Below are 17,459 nucleotides of genomic sequence, written 5' to 3' on the forward strand. Positions count from 1 at the left end.
TTGAAGCCAAAGACCAAGTGGTTAAATTGCTCCAAGTGGTTCGCGATACCAAGCATTTGTACAAATCAAAAGAAATTGTTTATACCTTAATTGGCAAAGTAAACGCGACTATAAAAGCACATAGAACCGATTCGCAGTCGTTTTTTGGCTCAGGTGCTTCTTTCGAAGAAAGGCATTGGATGGCATTGATCCGCCAGGTGCTTGTAGAAGGCTATTTATCAAAAGATATTGAAACGTATGGCATTTTAAAGATAACGGACAAAGGTTTGGATTTTATCCAAAACCCTACTTCGTTTATGATGTCAGAAGACCATGAATATAATGAAACTGAAGACGAAGCCATTGTAACTGCTTCAAAATCATCTGGTACTGCCGATGAGGTTTTGATGGGGATGTTAAAGGATTTGCGTAAAAAAGTGGCCAAGAAATTGGGAGTTCCGCCGTTTGTTGTTTTCCAAGACCCATCGTTGGAAGATATGGCCTTGAAATATCCCATTTCGATATCAGAATTAGGGAATATTCACGGAGTTGGTGAAGGAAAAGCCAAGAAATACGGTAAAGATTTTGCGGAATTGATCAATCGTTATGTGGAAGATAATGACATCATCCGACCTGACGATTTGGTGGTAAAATCTACCGGAGCCAATTCTGCCAATAAATTATACATCATTCAAAACATTGATAGAAAATTATCCTTGAAAGATATTGCTTCTGCCAAAGGCTTGGATATGGATGCCTTGTTAAAGGAAATGGAGATGATTGTCTATTCTGGTACCAAGCTGAACATTAAGTATTGGATAGATGATATTCTTGATGATGATCAGCAGGAAGAAATCTTCGATTATTTTATGGAAGCCGAATCGGATAATATTAAGAATGCCTTGAAGGAATTTGACGGCGATTATGATACCGAAGAACTTCGATTGATGCGTATTAAGTTTATCAGTGAAGTGGCGAATTAATTTCAAGTCAAAAGTTTAAAAGTCGAAAGTCTGAAAGTATGTTTGCCTTTCAGACTTTCGATTTTTTATTTTATGGCTCATAAAGTTCTCCGCGATGTGGTTTTAAAGCATCTCGAACCGGAATCATAAAATCATCGGTCACTACCATAAATGCGATGGCATGCATTTCGTTGAAAACTTCAAAACCTGTAATATTTAAGGGGAGTTTTTCAATCTGGATATATTCTTTAAGGTGAATTTCGTGGTGCTCTGCGGTTTTTGCGGAAGCTGGTCCACGGAAATCCCAAATCAGTTTTATTTGTCTGGACATTGTTTTGTTTTTTTTGCAAAGATATTGAATTGAAAGACTAAAAGATTTAAGGATAGAAGGATTTAAAGATTTGCTTTTACTATTTTTGGAAGTAAATATTTTTCTATGAAATACCTTCGCTATACTTTGTTTCTTTTTTCTTCTGTTGTTTTTTCTCAGGAACTTACGCTCGAAAAAGCCAATCATTTGGCAACATTACCTGTGAAATGTCTTCAGCAGGAATATCCGAATAAATTAAGTCAATTATTGATTGACAGTTCTGAAATCCAATCTCCAAAATCGCTTCATCCGGCTTTTTACGGCTGTTTCGATTGGCATTCTTCGGTTCACGGACATTGGAGTTTGGTGTATCTGTTGAATCATTATCCCAATCTTGACAAGAAAAAGGAAATCATCGATAAACTGAAAATCAATCTTTCAAAGGAAAATATTCAAGTTGAAGTAGCCTATCTCTCCAAAGCACACGAAAAGTCGTTCGAAAGGACGTATGGCTGGGTTTGGTTATTGAAATTGCAGTTGGAACTGGAAACTTCAAACGAGCCTTTTGCAAAAGAATTGGCTCAAAATTTAAAGCCGTTATCGGATTTGGTCATAGAAAGGTACATTGAATTCTTGCCAAAATTATTATATCCAATTCGTGTGGGAACCCATTCCAATACCGCATTCGGATTGACATTTGCTTGGGATTATGCTGTCTATTCCAAAAATATTCCATTTCAGAAAAGTATAAAAGAAAACGCTGTTCGATTGTTTCAAAACGATGAAAATTGTCCGTTCAATTGGGAGCCAAGCGGAACCGATTTCCTTTCTCCCTGTATGGAAGAAATCGGAATCATGAAGAGAGTTTTGCCTGAAAAGGAATTTTTAAATTGGTTGCGAAAATTTGCTCCTTCGCTTTTCGACAAGAAATTTTCGTGGGAAGTTGCCAAAGTTTCCGATAGAACCGATGGCCATTTGGTGCATCTCGACGGATTGAATTTCAGTCGGGCCTGGAATTTATATTTTCTAATCAATCAATATCCAAAACAATTTTCACACTTGAAGCCATTGGCGGATACACATTTGAATTTTTCGTTGCCTTCGGTTGTGGATGGAAATTATGAAGGGGAACATTGGTTGGCATCGTTTGCTTTACGAGCTTATGAGGTTAGAAAATAGCGATATGCTGTTTTATGATTTCAAATCCTTATTTTTGCCAAAAATTCCACTATGTCAAAAGAATTCCTTATTCAAGTTTCACCCGAAGTAGCTGTTAACGAACAATTGCTGAAGGAACATATTGGGAAATTAATTCAGACTTCTGTCAAGGAAATCCAGCACATCACGATTCTGAAACGCTCAATTGATGCACGACAAAAAGCTATCAAAATCAATCTCAAAGTTTTGATTTTCTTCCAAGGAGAAGAAATTGTACAGCGCAAAATTGAGCTACCCGATTATAAAGATGTTTCCAAAGCCCAAGAAGTATTGGTGGTTGGAGCCGGACCTGCCGGACTTTTCGCAGCCCTTCAGTTAATAGAGTTAGGCTTAAAGCCAATTGTACTCGAACGCGGAAAAGATGTTCAGGAACGACGACGCGACTTGAAAGCCATCAACCGCGACCATATTGTTGATGAAGATTCTAATTATTGCTATGGCGAAGGTGGGGCAGGAACTTATTCTGATGGAAAATTATATACCCGTTCTAAAAAACGTGGAGATGTGGACAGGATTCTCGAACTTTTCGTGGCTTTCGGAGCTTCCGAAGATATCTTGATAGAAGCTCATCCTCATATCGGAACCAATAAATTACCCAAAATCATAAAATCCATTCGGGAGAAAATCATTGAATTTGGTGGTCAGGTTTTGTTTGAAACCCGAGTCGTTGATATTCTCATAAAGAATAATGAAGTTCAAGGTGTTGTCACTCAAAAAGGTGAAACCATCAATGCCAGCAAATTAATACTTGCCACTGGACATTCTGCCCGAGATATCTTTGAATTATTGGATAGAAAAAAAATATTCATAGAAGCCAAGCCATTTGCTTTGGGAGTCCGAGCGGAGCATCCTCAAGAACTGATTGATAAGATACAATATTCGTGTGATTATCGAGGAGAATATCTTCCTCCAGCGCCTTATTCCATCGTCAAGCAAGTAAATGGACGTGGGATGTATTCCTTTTGTATGTGTCCTGGTGGAGTAATTGCTCCTTGTGCGACAAGTCCGGGTGAAGTGGTAACCAATGGATGGTCGCCGTCAAAAAGAGACCAAGTTACTGCCAATTCAGGAATTGTAGTGGAGTTGAAGCTGGAAGATTTCAAACCCTTTGCAAAATTCGGAGCCTTGGCCGGAATGGAATTCCAAAAAAGCATCGAACAGAAAGCGTGGCATCTTGCAGGACAAACCCAAAGAGTTCCCGCTCAACGAATGGTCGATTTTACACAGACAAAATTTTCGGCTGATATTCCAAAAACATCTTACGTTCCAGGAACAACTTCTGTGGAATTAGGGCAAGTTTTTCCGGGATTTCTTACTCAGATTTTACGTCAAGGATTTACTGAATTTGGCAAATCCATGCGAGGTTACCATACCAACGAAGCCATACTTCACGCTCCAGAATCGAGAACTTCATCACCTGTCCGAATTCCAAGAGACCCATTTTCATTGGAGCATGTTCAAATCAAGGGACTGTATCCTTGTGCAGAAGGTGCGGGTTATGCTGGTGGAATTATTTCTGCCGCAATTGATGGTGAAAAATGTGCCTTGAAGATTGGGGAAAGCTTGAACTGAGTTGTTTGAATCGTAAATTAATTGCAAGACTCAATAAATTCGTCCATAAAAATGGAAATGTCATTATAGGCAATTTTTAATGCATTGTCTATTGTCCTGTAGTTGTTTGAGTTTTGATAATAATTATAATGTTGGGCTTCCGATCTGAATCGCTCTTTTTTTTCTTCCATTGTAAAATCATTATAAATAACCTTTCTAAATCTTTCAGTATTACTTTCATAAAATTCAGGACAAGAGCTAAATAAATAATGATAAAATGCAGTTTGAATTCTATTGTTTGCTTTTCTGTTGAAAATGGTCGTTTTCTCGTAAGGTAAAATGGCGAATTCATCATTTTGATTTTGAAAATAAAATCGTGAGTGGTGAATAGTACCCATAACACCTTTGTGGCGTACAAAATACTGAAAGCCATATAAATTAATTTTGCCTCTTTTGACCAAAGGGAGCCAAAGAATCATCTTTAAATCTATAATCTCTCCTTTTTTATTAAACGTTTTTATAGACAAGGGAACATATATTGCCCTTGTACCATCTGTGTAATCAAAACGTACTTCCTTTATATCGGTAATTTTGTAGCTTATTGATTCTCCATTTTCAGTTAGCTTAAATTTTATAGTTTCATCATCCATGTTGAACTTCTTTTCAATCTTTGACGAAAGGTTAAGATCAATAATATCCTTTTCCATGAATGATTTTATGAATCCTTCTTGAACTCGGCCATCTTTGAATGTTATTGTTCCAAACATGTACTTAGCATTGCAATTAAAACTTACAAAAAGGATAATAAGAAGAAATTTAAGTTTCATTTTTTTTTAGTTTATTTAGTACGCAAAATTAAATTTTAATTTATATAAAGTAAGCTAAAAAAGATTAATCATTCTATGTTGAACACTCGTTAAACTTTCCGAAAATCTAAAATTCATTCGGAAAAAGCTAAGTTTTTAGTACCTTTGAGCGAGCTATACCCACTTAAATGACCAAAGAAAAAGTAATATTAGTAAACGAAAATGACGAGCAAATTGGTTTGATGCCAAAACTTGAAGCACACGAGAAAGCGGTATTGCACCGTGCCTTTTCTGTTTTTATCCTTAACGAAAAAAACGAAATAATGCTCCAGCAAAGAGCCTCGCATAAATATCATTCTCCATTATTGTGGACCAATACTTGTTGCAGTCACCAGCGCGAAGGCGAAACCAATATCCAAGCCGGAACCCGCCGTTTGTTTGAAGAAATGGGTTTCAAAACTGAGTTGAAAGAACTTTTTCATTTTATTTATAAAGCGCCTTTCGATAATGGTTTGACCGAGCATGAACTCGACCACGTTATGATTGGGTACTACAATGAAGCTCCAGAAATCAATCCAGAAGAGGTCGAAAGTTGGAAATGGATGTGCATCGAAGACGTAAAAAACGACATGCAACTTCATCCCGAAATCTATACGGTTTGGTTCAAGATTATTTTTGACGAATTTTATCACTACCTTGAGGATCACAAATTATAAGCTATGAAAGTCACTATCTCCAGAAAAGCCCATTTCAATGCCGCACACCGATTGTACAGAAAAGATTGGTCGTTTGAAAAGAACGATGCCGTTTTCGGAAAATGCAACAGTCCCAACTTTCACGGTCATAATTATGACCTGACCGTTAGTGTGACCGGAAAAATTGATGAGGAAACCGGTTATGTGATGGATATAAAAGATTTGAGTGATTTGATTTATTCAGAAGTCGAAGTGCCATTCGACCATAAAAATCTAAATCTTGATGTTCCAGAATTCGAAAATCTAAACCCCACTGCCGAAAATATCGTGGTGGTAATCTGGAACAAGCTCCGTAAAAAAATCAATACCGATTTCGATTTGGAAGTGGTGCTTTACGAAACACCAAGAAATTTCGTTACCTATCGCGGAGAATAACTAGGAGCGAAACGCTTGGGTATTTTTGGAAACCATTTTCCCGCTGCAGCAACTCGCTTTAAAACTGTTGGTCACAGTTTTAAGAGCTCAAACAATTGCAGCATCGGGGCTATATGAAAATCCATATACTTTTTGAATCTTCAGTACCAAAAATGCGAATTAGTGTAAACAATTGACAAAATAGTGTAATGAAAAAAGGCAGTAATTTCCCAACTTTGTAGAAACAAAACTCACTATGAACGCATCATTATATCCACTACAGTTCAACCCAATTTTGAAAGAAAGAATCTGGGGAGGCGAAAAATTAAAAACAGTTTTACATAAAGACATCACTTCAAAAATCACAGGCGAAAGTTGGGAACTTTCTACAGTTCCGGGCGATGTGAGTATCATTTCAAATGGCGAACATAAAGGCATCTCATTACAAGCATTCATCGACAAATATCCCGATGAAGTTTTGGGAACAGAAGTGCATAAACGTTTCGGAAAACAATTCCCATTGCTATTCAAATTCATCGATGCCAGGGAAGATCTTTCGATACAAGTCCATCCAAATGATGAATTGGCTAAAGAGCGCCACAATTCTTTCGGTAAGACAGAAATGTGGTACATCATGCAAGCCGACCCAGGCTCAAGAATCATTGTAGGTTTCAAAGAAAAATCCAATCAGGAAGAATACCTTGAAAGTTTAAAGAATAAAAATCTGCTTTCGATTTTGGAACAAGTTCCAACAAAAGCGGGAGATGTTTTCTTTTTAGAAACCGGAACCGTTCATGCCATCGGAGCCGGAGTTTTGTTGGCGGAAATTCAGCAAACTTCTGATATCACCTATAGAATCTATGATTTTGACAGGGTAGATGCTGCCGGGAACACTAGGGAATTGCACGTAGATTTGGCTTTGGATGCCATCAATTATGATGTTGTAGAAACTCAAAAAAAATACAAAACCCAAGAAAATGTGTTCAATGATGTAGTTGATTGTCCGTATTTTACAACCAACTTGCTTCCGCTTCAAGGTACAATAGAAATTGATAAAACATTTGAGTCTTTTACAGTTTATATGTGTGTGGAAGGATATTTTGAAATTGAATATTACAATGAAAAATTCACTTACGAAAAAGGGGCCACTGTTTTGATTCCAGCAGGGATGAACATGTTTAAAATCAGCGGAAATGCTTCAATTTTAGAAATTTACATTTCATAGTGGGTTATAAGAAGAATATGTGTACTTTTGCAAGCGCAAATTAAAATTAAAAATAAAATGGCAAACATTAAGAATTTAAAGAAAGACATCAACTACGTTTTAGGAGATATTATTGAAGCGGTTTACTTATATGAACTTACAAGTACAGGACAACCAACTGCTGAAACGAATGCATTGATTGACGAAGCGATTGCTGCTTTTGATGGTTTGATTGCAAAAGTGAACGCTAAAAACGTTGAAAACAAAAAAGCACACTTCAAACAAATAAATGTGGAATTAGAACAAGTTGCGAATCAATTGGTTACTAAAATCAATGATTTTCAATAAAAAAAATCAATAAAAAAGTGCCAATTTAGTTTGGAAAATTAAATTTCAAGCTTATATTTGCACCCGTATTGAAGTCGCCAGCGTAGCTCAGTTGGCTAGAGCAGCTGATTTGTAATCAGCAGGTCGTGGGTTCGAGTCCCTCCGCCGGCTCAATAAAAAAACCATCACAGTAATGTGGTGGTTTTTTGGTTTTAGGATATTTGTCTGCTATACTTTGTATGTTATGGCTAAAATATCAATCATTTTTTTTTGGAAAATAAAAATACAGTCTTATATTTGCACCCGTATTGAAGTCGCCAGCGTAGCTCAGTTGGCTAGAGCAGCTGATTTGTAATCAGCAGGTCGTGGGTTCGAGTCCCTCCGCCGGCTCAATAAAAAAACCATCACAGTAATGTGGTGGTTTTTTGGTTTATAGTGTTTTCTAAAATTAGGGTATAAAAAAACCATCCGTTGAGGCGAATGGTTTTTTGTGTTTTATATTGATTCTTATTGGTTATTGGCTTCCAATTTTTTTGTGTCTTCAATATGTTTGGAAAGTAGCTTGCCGTATTTTGCTTTTGCTATTTTCTCAGGCAATGAATTGTTGATCGTGTCGAGATACTTCACGTTGGCATTACTGATCTCGGATAATGCGATGAAAGGTGCCACATCGAAATCTTTGTTTGTGATGGCAAAGTTAATGGCATAAAGGTATTTTCTCTTTAGATTGTTTGCTATCTTTTCTTCAATAGCTGGAATATCTGCAGGGCGGTTGAAGCGTATGGCATCAAAACGTTCTTTTGAGAGTTCGAGGTTTCTGTTTATAAATCCTGTATTTACTTTTTTGAAGTCTTCGTAGCGTTTATGGTTTTCAGAACCTGTAATCTTGGCATCGGCGAAGAAACGTTTTAAATCGGTTTCGATGTTGATGGTTCCTGGTTCTGCAAAGATAGGGAGGTTGCTGTCTACGGAGTTGGTTACGCCTCGGTCCAGGAAGAGGTAGAACATTTCTGGAGATTCGATGTCGAGGTGCCACTCGAAAGTGGATTTTCCGTCGAGAATTACTGAGTCGATGGCGACAAGGTTTGTGTCTACAATTTTTTGAAGGTATAGTTTTCCTTCCTGCAATCCTTTGATGTTTCCTGTTATGTGAAGGTTTTTGTCGGCTTCTTTTTTGCTACAGCTTGTGATGAGGAGTACAGAGAAGAGTGCAATGACTGCGTTTTTCATATTGATTTTGATTGTTTTTTTACGTGTGGCAAAATAATAAAAAAATCCCCAATTTAGATTTTAAATTGGGGATTAATATGATTCTTTTCTGCGTCTTGTGGGTTTTATGGTTTTCCTTTTAGCCCTGATGGTTGCAAATATCCTTTTGTTCTGGTGTTCAGAACAAAAGATATTGCATCCAGCAGGAATATGTCCCGAAGCTTCGGGATGAAAATGCCCTAACGATTCGCTCCTTATCCTTTTAGCCAAGCTTCTTTTAGTTTTGCTTTTGATGCATCTGTTGCTTGGTATCCTTCGGCATGTTCTGTTGGGATTTTTGTGGTTCCTTTTAGGATAAGCTCTTTTCCGTCGCGTTTTACTTTGAAGGAGATTGGGTCGCCGTCTTTTAGACCCATGCTCATCATGATGAGGTCGTTTACGTTGTCGAGGTTGTATTTTACTTGGTTTACTTCGAGCAGAACGTCGCCGGCTTTGATGCCGATTGTGTTCATGAACTCGTTTAATTCAGCTCCAGGTATGATGATGAGTTCTTTTGTTGTAGGATCCATAACGGTTAGGACGGGTGCCTGGTTGTGGATGAAGATGTTTGTAGGCACTTCCATTGTTCCTTTTGTTACGCCCATCTTGGCGAAGTATTTCTCATACGGAATTGGTGTTGGTCCGGCAACATAGGTGTTGAGGAATTGTCCTACTTCTGGATAGGTGAGTTGTGTAATTTTGGCAAAGAGGTCCTTGTCGTCGAAGGCTTTCTTGGTTCCGTATTCTTGTGACAATTTTTGCATTAGGTCTAAGATGCCACGTTGTCCGTTGCTTCTTTCGCGTATTTCGATGTCGATGCACATGGCGATCAGGGCTCCTTTTTCGTATACGTTTAGGTATTGGTCTTTATAGGGTTTCTTCAACACTTCGGCGCTCATCTTGGTGAATGGCATGGTGTCGTCCATGGTGAGTGAGTTGGCGATTTTTCCTGACATTCTTTGGTAGAATTCGGTTTCGGTAATCAGGCCTTGGTTGACTTGAAATAAATTAGCGAAATATTCGGTTACGCCTTCGTACATCCAAAGGTGCTGTGACATCTTCGGGCTGTTGTAGTCGAAGTTTTGGATTTCTTTGGAATGGATGGTTAGTGGTGTAACGATGTGGAAGAATTCGTGTGAAACGACGTCTTTTAGTTGTTCTGCCAATTGTTCCTTTGGCATCATCTCTGGCATTACGACTGTTGTAGAGGTTGGATGCTCTAGGGCTCCGAAACCTTTTGCATCGGGTCTGTTGGCGATGTCTGAAAGGTAAAGAAGGACAGCATATTTCTTAGTGGAATTGAATTTTCCTAGGAAATTCTTTTGTGCCGTCATCATGGTTTTCATCTCAGGCGTGATGCTTTGGGCAGTGATTAATCCGTTTGGAGAATATACTGCGATGATGATCTCCATTCCGTCTACGGTAAAGGTTGTGTAGTCTGGTTTGGCATACATTATTGGGTTTTCTACCAATTCGGCATAGCGGGAAGTGGTGAAGGTGTCTTTGGTGTCGCTTGCATTGGTATCGATCATTGCGGTTGCTCCCCAAAGGGTGGCTGGGTGTGTGATGTTTACTTTATACGGAAGTTCTATCAGTCCTGAAAAATAGCCTACGAAAGCGTGGGTGTTGATCATGAAGTTCTTGCCTTCCTCGATGTTGGTTCCTGCGGGAGAGAAGATGTCGTGTTCGTCCTCGATATCATAGGTATCGTTGACCAGATAGGTGATCTTGCTTAGTTTTTTTGCGTCGCGTATGGTCCATGTGTTCTCTTCCATCTTGGCGACTATAAGCGGATTTCCTTTTGCATCGAAGGCTTTTAGGTTGTCTATGAACTTGCCGTAATCGTCTTCAGAATAAGTTCCTGGGATGATTTTGGGGATGTGGTAGGTGACTTCGTTGCTGGTAATTTTTGGTGGGGTAACGGTTACGAGTACCTTATCCTCTTTGATGACATTCAAATCGATGTCGACTTGGATTTGTTTTTCCTTTGATTGTGCATTGGCATTGATGCTTATCATTGACATTGCTACTGCCAAGAAATAAAAAATTTTGATGTTTAGAACCCTTAATTTCATCTTTTTTAGATTTGATTTGAATGTAAGACTGCGGTTTAACCTTTTTGTTACACTATGCAAAGAACGCTAATTATAAAAGTGATGGGAGTTATAGAGTTGTTAATTTATAGGGAAGGATTTACCATAAAAAAGACGACTCTAAAGCCGTCTTTTTGTTTTTTGATATTTTTATAGTATTGTTATTTCACTTGAATTGCTATCCAATCTGAAATTTGCTTTAAAGCGATAGGAGAAAAAGTCTGTTCTATTTTTTCGTATTCATCGATCGTACAAGTGGTGCATTCTTGAAAAAGATGGTTCATGTTTGGAAATTCAACAACTGTTACTTTTTTGTTGCCTCCTTTTTCCAAAGCGTTCTTGATGGCCTGGGTGTTTGCCTTGGAAGGAACTTGAACGTCCTTTTCTCCGTTTAAAACCAGGACAGGGCATTTGACATCTTTTAGGATCAGTGCGGGATCGTAGGTGATAAAATGATGGAACCAGGGTGATGTTGCCATGCCTACTTGCTGGTTGATAACGATATTGATTTCTTCCTGGGAGGGTTTTTGATCGGCTGGAAGCTTGTCAAAGCTTTCTTGAACGATGGCGGTAAGCTTTTGTTTTACGATGTCGGGGTTCTTTTCTGTCTTGATGATGCTGTATACCTTTGTATTTTCATCGGCTGCCTGTTTTAGTTCTTCTTCGCTCATACCACTTGCTTTTCCTATCAGATAGGTCTGCTGCATTAGAAGTTCGTCGCCGGGAATTCCTGTTCCAGCCAATAAAACGATGTAACTGATGTCCTTTGTGCCTGCGGCAACCATCGGGGCAATTACCCCGCCTTCGCTATGGCCGATGAGTCCGATCTTCTTCAGGTTTGTTTCTTTTCTTGTTTTCAGGTATTCTACTGCGGCTGAAACGTCAGTGGCGAAATCCTTGATTGTAGAGGTATTCCTGTCGCCACCAGATTCGCCTACGCCACGGTCGTCAAAACGAAGGACTCCGATTCCTTTCTTGGTCAGATAATCGGCAATCAATAGGAACGGCTTGTGTCCTAAAAGTTCTGAATCCCTGTTTTGTGCGCCGCTTCCGCTGATGAGCACTACAACTGGAAATTTACCTTCCTTGCTCGGAAGGGTGAGTGTTCCGCCTAAAGTGATGTTGTCTTTCTTGTTCTGGAAGGTTACATTTTCTACATAATAATTAAACTCAGTTGGCTCCTGTGGTTTCTTTTTTTTCCTGCTTAAATTAAGTGGAAAAGTAGCGCCTGATTGGCTGAAAGTCCCGATGATTTCATTGAAAGCATTTAGGGTTCCGTTGTATCCAATCCCAGCTACTTCAATAGTCATCTTTACATTTGGCTTTTGAAAGGATACCGTGTTGATTGGTATTCCTTGAACATTCTGCTCCGGACTGTCCATTGTTGCGGTATAGCTTTCGCCTGATTTTTCGATATTGAAAATAAGGTTCAGCTTGTTTCCTTGAATGTCGATTCCGCCGACCCATTGGCCTGTTATGTCTTGGGAAAAAGACGCAAGGGAAACTAATAGCAAAAGAGTAGAGAAAAGTTTTGTCATAGTGTGTTATATCAAGTTGAAAATGATTTTAGAAAGTATCTCGGCCAAAATGATGGCTCCGGCAAAAAGCAGGTTGTTTTTTATTCCTCTGGAATTGCTGGCTATCTTGAAACCGTTGAAAAGCAGGATTACGAACCATATAATGAATAGGATTGTAACTCCGGTGAATAACGCCAGAAAGAATATTTCAGAGGTCTCGAGGTTGAGACCGTTTTGTGGATTGCTTACATCAAATGAAGTTAGTATTTTTTTTCCCAATTCTGAATTGTAGTTCTGGTAATTGGAAAATGTCAGCAAATAAATCGGAATCCTTGCAATCATTACCGTTGTGAGGATGTCTATCAGTCGGGTTTTTGGATTGATGTATTTTCCGAGCAGGAATAAAAGTATTGTCAGTGAAAGGATGTTTACCAGATTGTCCACGAACGGTTGTATCAATTCTACTGCATCTGGAAAATGAAGGTCCATGATGCCGTCGTATCTTCCTTGGAATGCATAGCCAAGGTAGCTTCCGACAAGGGTAAAGGCTAATCCGAAAATCAGCAATTTGTTTTCGTCGTATTTCTCGAAAGGATTAAAGAGGATTGTTTTCATTGGTTTTGGTTTTTAGTTGGTTGATTTTTTCGATGATGTCGTCTAGTTTGTTTCTAACGGTTGGGTAGCTTTTTCCCATTTGATTAGCCATTTCTTTTAAGCTGCCACTGCTGAGGAAAAATTGAAGGATAAAGTTTTGCTCTTCCTCGGGCATCTGAAGTAGGAGTGGCAAGGCATAGTTTCCCGAAACCAAGGTTTTGCAATTTCCGCAGGCAAGTTGTGATACAGCAAGCTGGCTTTCGCAACTTGGACAATTAATGGGAAGTTTTGGATTCATACTTGAATATTGTTTAGTCAAATATAAATAAAATTTAATATAAAATAAATAATGTTTATTATTTTTTAAATAAAATTGAATCTTGGTTTGATGTTGTTTTATTATTTATGGCTATTATTTAATTTTTGTCAAGCGCATAAAAAAAGCTCCTGTAAAGGAGCTTTTGGTTTAATCGAACTTGTTTTTGATGTAGTATTTTCCGTCTAGATCATCATCAAATTCATCTATTTTTGGTGGTTTTGGTTTGGGCTTACTGGCCATGGCTTTCTTTTTCCATAGCTCGAACTTATCGGCAGTGAGTTTCTTCTTCATGATTTCGATTACCTCTTTCTCGGCAAATCCAAATTCTTTCTTGATTATCTCAAACGGGTTTCTTTCTTCCAAAGCCAAAGTAATCAGCTTTTCGTTTTGTTCCCAGGTTAATTCGATACGTTTACTCTTTTTCATTACTTGAAAATTAATTCAGATAAATTTTTGTTTTTTAGGGTTAAAATTATAATTCAATATTAGTAAAAAAAGTAATCACTTTATCGAGAGTAAGAAATTTTTTTAATGAAAATGATACTAATTAAGTTTTTTTGGCTTTTGGAATGGAATTTTCAATAGATTTTTTAGGTTGTTGTTTTCTTCCGGCTTCATGTGGGTATCAACACCATAGACGATTTGATCGTTTTTCAAAGTGGTAAATGTCCCGAAAAGACGGTCCCAAATCGAGAAGATGTTACCGTAATTGGAATCGGTATAAGGCAGGACGTAATGATGGTGCACTTTATGCATGTCGGGCGAAACAATAACATAGCTTATGAGTGTGTCGAGTTTTTTGGGCAATGAAATATTGGCGTGGTTGAACTGCGAAAATACAACCGACATGGATTGGTAGAGAAAAACGAGCCACATTGGGCTTCCTACAATCAAAACTCCGAGGGTTGTGAAGATAAAGCGAATGACACTTTCTCCGGGATGGTGACGGTTTGCAGTTGTAGTATCAATCCAAGTATCAGTGTGGTGGATGAGGTGAAAACGCCACATCCATTTGGTCCTGTGCTGTACGAGATGCGCCAGATAGGCACCGATCAAATCAAGCAGTAATAATCCGATAATGGTGAAAACCCAAATATTGATTTGGGGCAGCCATTGGAGGACTCCGAATTTATTTTGAACGGCCCATTGGGCTGCCATCAGTAAGATAAAAGCCATTACAAAGTTTACAATGATGGTTGTAATGGTAAAAAAGATGTTTATTCCAGCATGGTTCCATTTTTTATAGTCAAACACAAATAAAGGCTTGACACTTTCCAAGAGCCAAAAAAAGGCAATTCCACCTGCTAGAATCAAACCTCTGTGAAGAGATGGAATTGTAGTGAAATAATCAATTATTGCCTCCATAATTTATTAAGTTTAATTGAATACTACTGTAAATGTGGTACCAGAATCGACTTCACTTTTAACGGTTATTTTTCCGCCCAGGCTTTCGATCTGAGCCTTTGTCATGAAAAGCCCTATACCATTTGCATCGGGATGCTTGTGGAAAACCTTATGCATGCCAAACATCTTGCTGCCGTGCTTGACCAGGTCTATTCCGAGTCCGTTGTCTTTAACACTCAACAAAATCTGATTTTCCTTAACTTCCGTTCTTACCGTGATTTTTGGTTTTCTGTCAGGAGAACGGTATTTTAAGGCATTGCTGATGAGGTTGTGGAAAATACTTTCGATGTAGATCCTTGGAAATTCAATCTGAGGAGCTGTTTTAAAATCGGCCTCTATTTCTGCTTCAGAAATTAAAATTTCACCCTGTAATGTTTCAGTAGTTTTTATAAAAATTTCATCTAATATAATTATTTCCTTTTCAATAATTTTGTTCTTTTTGATGCTTAGAATTTCCAATAGATGGTTCAGCGTTTCATTTAGATTGATGGACACTTTCTTGAGCATTTCAAAAATCTTCTTGTAGTCTTCGAGCTTGCTGTTTTCATCTACCATAGAAACAAGTGAGGTGATATTTGCCGCTGGCGAACGTAAGTTGTGTGATGTGATGCTCGCAAAATCGTTCATTTGATTGTTCTGTATGCTCAATTCCGTAATCAAATCGGCTTGGATTTCTTCTTTTTGAATGGTCTTATCGGCTGTTTTTCGGATGACTTTGTAAGCGACAAAGATGATCACTACGGTCAAAAATACAAATACAAGAAAAACAAAGTTTCGCTTTTTTATATTTTCATCTGTTTCTATTAATTTCTGCGAAAGCAGGTTGATTTGTGTCTGTTGGAAATCGGCTACAATCTTTCGAATTGAATCCATGACTTCTTTTCCGCGGCCTATTTCTACGAGTTTTGAGGCTTCGACCAGACCGAGATTCTTTCTCGTGTCAATCGTGAGCTGGCTGATTCTCTTCTTTGAATTAATGAGATGCTCAATGGAGTCCAATTTTTTTAATTGTTCCTGATTTGTATCGTTCATGGAGCGCAAGGAATCCATCCATACATCGATTTTCTTGGAGCCACTTGTAAATGCTTCCAGATAGTTCTCCTTTCCGGTAATGGCATAGCCACGGGTTCCTGTTTCAATGTCGATAGAGCTGGTTAAAACTTTCTCGAGAATATTGTTTACACTACTTGTGTGGTAGATAATTTCCCGGTTTTCCTTTACCAGCTGTGCCCTGGTGTAGGTGGAATAGATTAAGAATATAAAAACGAGACTCACGACAAAAAACGCAATATCTATTTTATTTCTCAGGGTCATTTTTTTTGATGTTCTCACTAAGGGGGTGGTTTTTGAGGTAAAAAACAGTTTTCCAGCAATTTACTTAATTTCTGTTAACTTTTATCTTTTTATTTGATAATCCTAAAGGTCAGGTTTATTCGGGGTTCAATGGGTTTTGCTGTTTTGGGGATCTGGTGCAACCAGTGGTGCTGGGTGGTGCCTTTCATGATTAAAAGGCTTCCATTTTGCAACAGTATTTTTTGTTTTAAATTGTTGTCGGATTTATGCCTTAAATGGAAATACCTTTCTGCGCCAAAACTCAACGATGCAATAATTGGATTTTGTCCTAATTCCTTTTCATCATCGGCATGCCAGCCGTTACTGTCTTTCCCGTCACGGTAGAGGTTCAATAGTACTGTTGAAAAGTTGGCTTCTACAATTTCTTCAACCTTAAATTTTATTTTCTGAAGTAAAATGTTCCAAGGATGGGGATGCATAGTAATATTGGAATAGGAGTAGGATTTTCCGTCGTTTCCATAAAGTGCAGTCAATCGGGGTTGCTGGTGCATTTTTCCGTAGACTTTTATTTCATCCTGTTGCCACGGAATTGTCATTAAAAGCTCCTTAAAGATGGCATCTGATTCTACGGCGTCAAAAAAAGACGGATAGTAACTGATATCTGCATCCGGCAAATTGAAAATAATTTTGTCCTGAGGAAAAAGAGAATTCATCGTACAAAAATAAAGAGAAAAACTATAAATCAATGTTATAGTTTTTCTCTTTGAAGTGTAAAAAAGTATTAAAACTAGGCTATTTCAGCGGTTTCTCTTTTTTGTAATAACGTTTTGTAGATATATCCTGCTGCAATTGCTCCTGAGATTGGTGCAGCCCAAAACATCCAAAGCTGTGTCAATGGTTCACCCAAAGCAATCAAGGCTTGTGATGTTGATCTTGCGGGATTGACTGAGGTATTGGTAATGGGAATACTGATCAGGTGAATCAAAGTCAGCCCCAATCCTATTGCAATTCCGGCAAATTTTCCGTTTGCAAATTTATCTGTTGCACCCAGGATGATCAGAAGGAAAAACATAGTCAGTAAAAACTCAACCGCAAAGGCGGCTTCCAAGGAATATCCATTTGGAGAGAATTCCCCGTATCCATTTGATGCGAATGCTCCTGCCTCGGTATTATCGATTATAAAATCGCTGTTCCCGGAAGCAATAAAATACAAAGCGGCACCAGCGACTATTGCACCAATGGTTTGTGATACGATATAAGGTAAAAGATCCTTAGCGGGAAATCGGCCACCTGCCCAAAGTCCGAAAGAAACGGCGGGATTAAAATGTCCCCCCGAAATATGTCCGACGGCATAGGCCATTGTCAATACAGTTAGACCAAAAGCTAGAGCAACTCCAGCGAATCCAATTCCTAAGTCGGGAATTCCGGCTGCAAAAATAGCACTTCCGCAACCTCCGAAAACGAGCCAAAAGGTCCCGAAAAATTCTGCGAATAATTTTTTCATGATGAATGTGTTTGTTCAGTA

19 protein-coding genes and 2 tRNA genes are annotated in these 17,459 nt (G+C 38.4%); 9 read left to right on the top strand and 12 right to left on the bottom strand.

What is annotated here, in order from left to right; genetic code table 11:
• Positions 1–962 (top strand): RQC domain-containing protein (locus ACI6PS_RS07060; protein ID WP_421011850.1); only part of this gene is annotated, 962 nt, incomplete at its 5' end.
• A gap of 70 nt (positions 963–1,032) precedes the next feature.
• Here the strand turns inward: ACI6PS_RS07060 and ACI6PS_RS07065 are convergent.
• Positions 1,033–1,272, bottom strand: coding sequence for a hypothetical protein (locus ACI6PS_RS07065; protein WP_421011851.1), 240 nt, complete (start codon positions 1,270–1,272; stop codon positions 1,033–1,035).
• Positions 1,273–1,377: 105 nt separating this feature from the next.
• Between ACI6PS_RS07065 and ACI6PS_RS07070 the strand changes: the two genes are divergently transcribed.
• Both ACI6PS_RS07070 and ACI6PS_RS07075 read left to right on the top strand, forming a co-directional pair.
• Positions 1,378–2,430 (top strand): DUF2891 domain-containing protein, encoded by a 1,053-nt coding sequence (locus tag ACI6PS_RS07070; protein ID WP_421011852.1) that lies wholly within the window; start codon positions 1,378–1,380, stop codon positions 2,428–2,430.
• Positions 2,431–2,481: 51 nt separating this feature from the next.
• Entirely contained in the window at positions 2,482–4,041 is a 1,560-nt protein-coding gene (locus tag ACI6PS_RS07075) for an NAD(P)/FAD-dependent oxidoreductase (protein ID WP_421011853.1), read from the top strand.
• A gap of 17 nt (positions 4,042–4,058) precedes the next feature.
• On the opposite strand, the gene ACI6PS_RS07080 is transcribed toward ACI6PS_RS07075, so the two are convergent.
• Positions 4,059–4,847: a hypothetical protein gene (locus tag ACI6PS_RS07080; RefSeq protein WP_421011854.1), complete on the bottom strand. Its 789-nt coding sequence runs from the start codon at positions 4,845–4,847 to the stop codon at positions 4,059–4,061.
• Positions 4,848–5,014: 167 nt separating this feature from the next.
• Between ACI6PS_RS07080 and idi the strand changes: the two genes are divergently transcribed.
• The 6 genes from idi (at position 5,015) to ACI6PS_RS07110 (ending at position 7,856) form a co-directional block, all read left to right on the top strand.
• Entirely contained in the window at positions 5,015–5,542 is a 528-nt protein-coding gene (idi, locus tag ACI6PS_RS07085; RefSeq protein WP_421011855.1) for an isopentenyl-diphosphate Delta-isomerase, read from the top strand.
• A gap of 3 nt (positions 5,543–5,545) precedes the next feature.
• Positions 5,546–5,956 (top strand): 6-pyruvoyl trahydropterin synthase family protein, encoded by a 411-nt coding sequence (locus tag ACI6PS_RS07090; RefSeq protein WP_421011856.1) that lies wholly within the window; start codon positions 5,546–5,548, stop codon positions 5,954–5,956.
• A 235-nt stretch (positions 5,957–6,191) separates the two neighbouring features.
• Entirely contained in the window at positions 6,192–7,160 is a 969-nt protein-coding gene (locus ACI6PS_RS07095) for a type I phosphomannose isomerase catalytic subunit (RefSeq protein ID WP_421011857.1), read from the top strand.
• A 57-nt stretch (positions 7,161–7,217) separates the two neighbouring features.
• A complete protein-coding gene (locus ACI6PS_RS07100; RefSeq protein ID WP_421011858.1) occupies positions 7,218–7,487 on the top strand; it encodes a hypothetical protein in 270 nt (89 codons plus the stop codon).
• A 76-nt stretch (positions 7,488–7,563) separates the two neighbouring features.
• Positions 7,564–7,637, top strand: a tRNA-Thr gene (locus tag ACI6PS_RS07105).
• A 145-nt stretch (positions 7,638–7,782) separates the two neighbouring features.
• Positions 7,783–7,856 (top strand) — tRNA-Thr (locus ACI6PS_RS07110).
• A gap of 117 nt (positions 7,857–7,973) precedes the next feature.
• Here the strand turns inward: ACI6PS_RS07110 and ACI6PS_RS07115 are convergent.
• The 10 genes from ACI6PS_RS07115 to aqpZ all read right to left on the bottom strand — a co-directional run bounded on the left by ACI6PS_RS07115 (position 7,974) and on the right by aqpZ (position 17,438).
• Positions 7,974–8,696, bottom strand: a complete 723-nt coding sequence (locus tag ACI6PS_RS07115; RefSeq protein ID WP_421011859.1) for a DUF4369 domain-containing protein — start codon at positions 8,694–8,696, stop codon at positions 7,974–7,976.
• A gap of 233 nt (positions 8,697–8,929) precedes the next feature.
• The gene (locus ACI6PS_RS07120) at positions 8,930–10,789 is read right to left on the bottom strand and encodes a peptidase M61 (RefSeq protein ID WP_421011860.1); all 1,860 of its coding nucleotides are present in this window, start codon (positions 10,787–10,789) and stop codon (positions 8,930–8,932) included.
• A 179-nt stretch (positions 10,790–10,968) separates the two neighbouring features.
• The gene (locus tag ACI6PS_RS07125) at positions 10,969–12,345 is read right to left on the bottom strand and encodes an alpha/beta hydrolase family protein (RefSeq protein WP_421011861.1); all 1,377 of its coding nucleotides are present in this window, start codon (positions 12,343–12,345) and stop codon (positions 10,969–10,971) included.
• Between the two features lie 6 nt (positions 12,346–12,351).
• Complete coding sequence (locus ACI6PS_RS07130; protein WP_421011862.1) at positions 12,352–12,939, bottom strand: hypothetical protein; 588 nt, start codon at positions 12,937–12,939, stop codon at positions 12,352–12,354.
• Complete coding sequence (locus ACI6PS_RS07135; RefSeq protein WP_421011863.1) at positions 12,920–13,216, bottom strand: DUF2089 family protein; 297 nt, start codon at positions 13,214–13,216, stop codon at positions 12,920–12,922. Before ACI6PS_RS07135 ends, ACI6PS_RS07130 begins: the two co-directional genes overlap by 20 nt.
• 168 nt (positions 13,217–13,384) lie before the next feature.
• Positions 13,385–13,663, bottom strand: coding sequence for a DUF2805 domain-containing protein (locus ACI6PS_RS07140; RefSeq protein WP_421011864.1), 279 nt, complete (start codon positions 13,661–13,663; stop codon positions 13,385–13,387).
• Between the two features lie 117 nt (positions 13,664–13,780).
• Complete coding sequence (locus ACI6PS_RS07145; protein ID WP_421011865.1) at positions 13,781–14,602, bottom strand: sterol desaturase family protein; 822 nt, start codon at positions 14,600–14,602, stop codon at positions 13,781–13,783.
• 12 nt (positions 14,603–14,614) lie between these two features.
• Positions 14,615–15,955, bottom strand: a complete 1,341-nt coding sequence (locus ACI6PS_RS07150) for a CHASE3 domain-containing protein (protein ID WP_421011866.1) — start codon at positions 15,953–15,955, stop codon at positions 14,615–14,617.
• 89 nt (positions 15,956–16,044) lie between these two features.
• Positions 16,045–16,647: an alpha-ketoglutarate-dependent dioxygenase AlkB family protein gene (locus ACI6PS_RS07155; RefSeq protein ID WP_421011867.1), complete on the bottom strand. Its 603-nt coding sequence runs from the start codon at positions 16,645–16,647 to the stop codon at positions 16,045–16,047.
• Between the two features lie 74 nt (positions 16,648–16,721).
• Positions 16,722–17,438: an aquaporin Z gene (aqpZ, locus tag ACI6PS_RS07160; RefSeq protein WP_421011868.1), complete on the bottom strand. Its 717-nt coding sequence runs from the start codon at positions 17,436–17,438 to the stop codon at positions 16,722–16,724.
• Positions 17,439–17,459: the final 21 nt, after the last annotated feature.

Source organism: Flavobacterium sp. PLA-1-15, from assembly GCF_049060005.1.
GTDB lineage: Bacteria > Bacteroidota > Bacteroidia > Flavobacteriales > Flavobacteriaceae > Flavobacterium.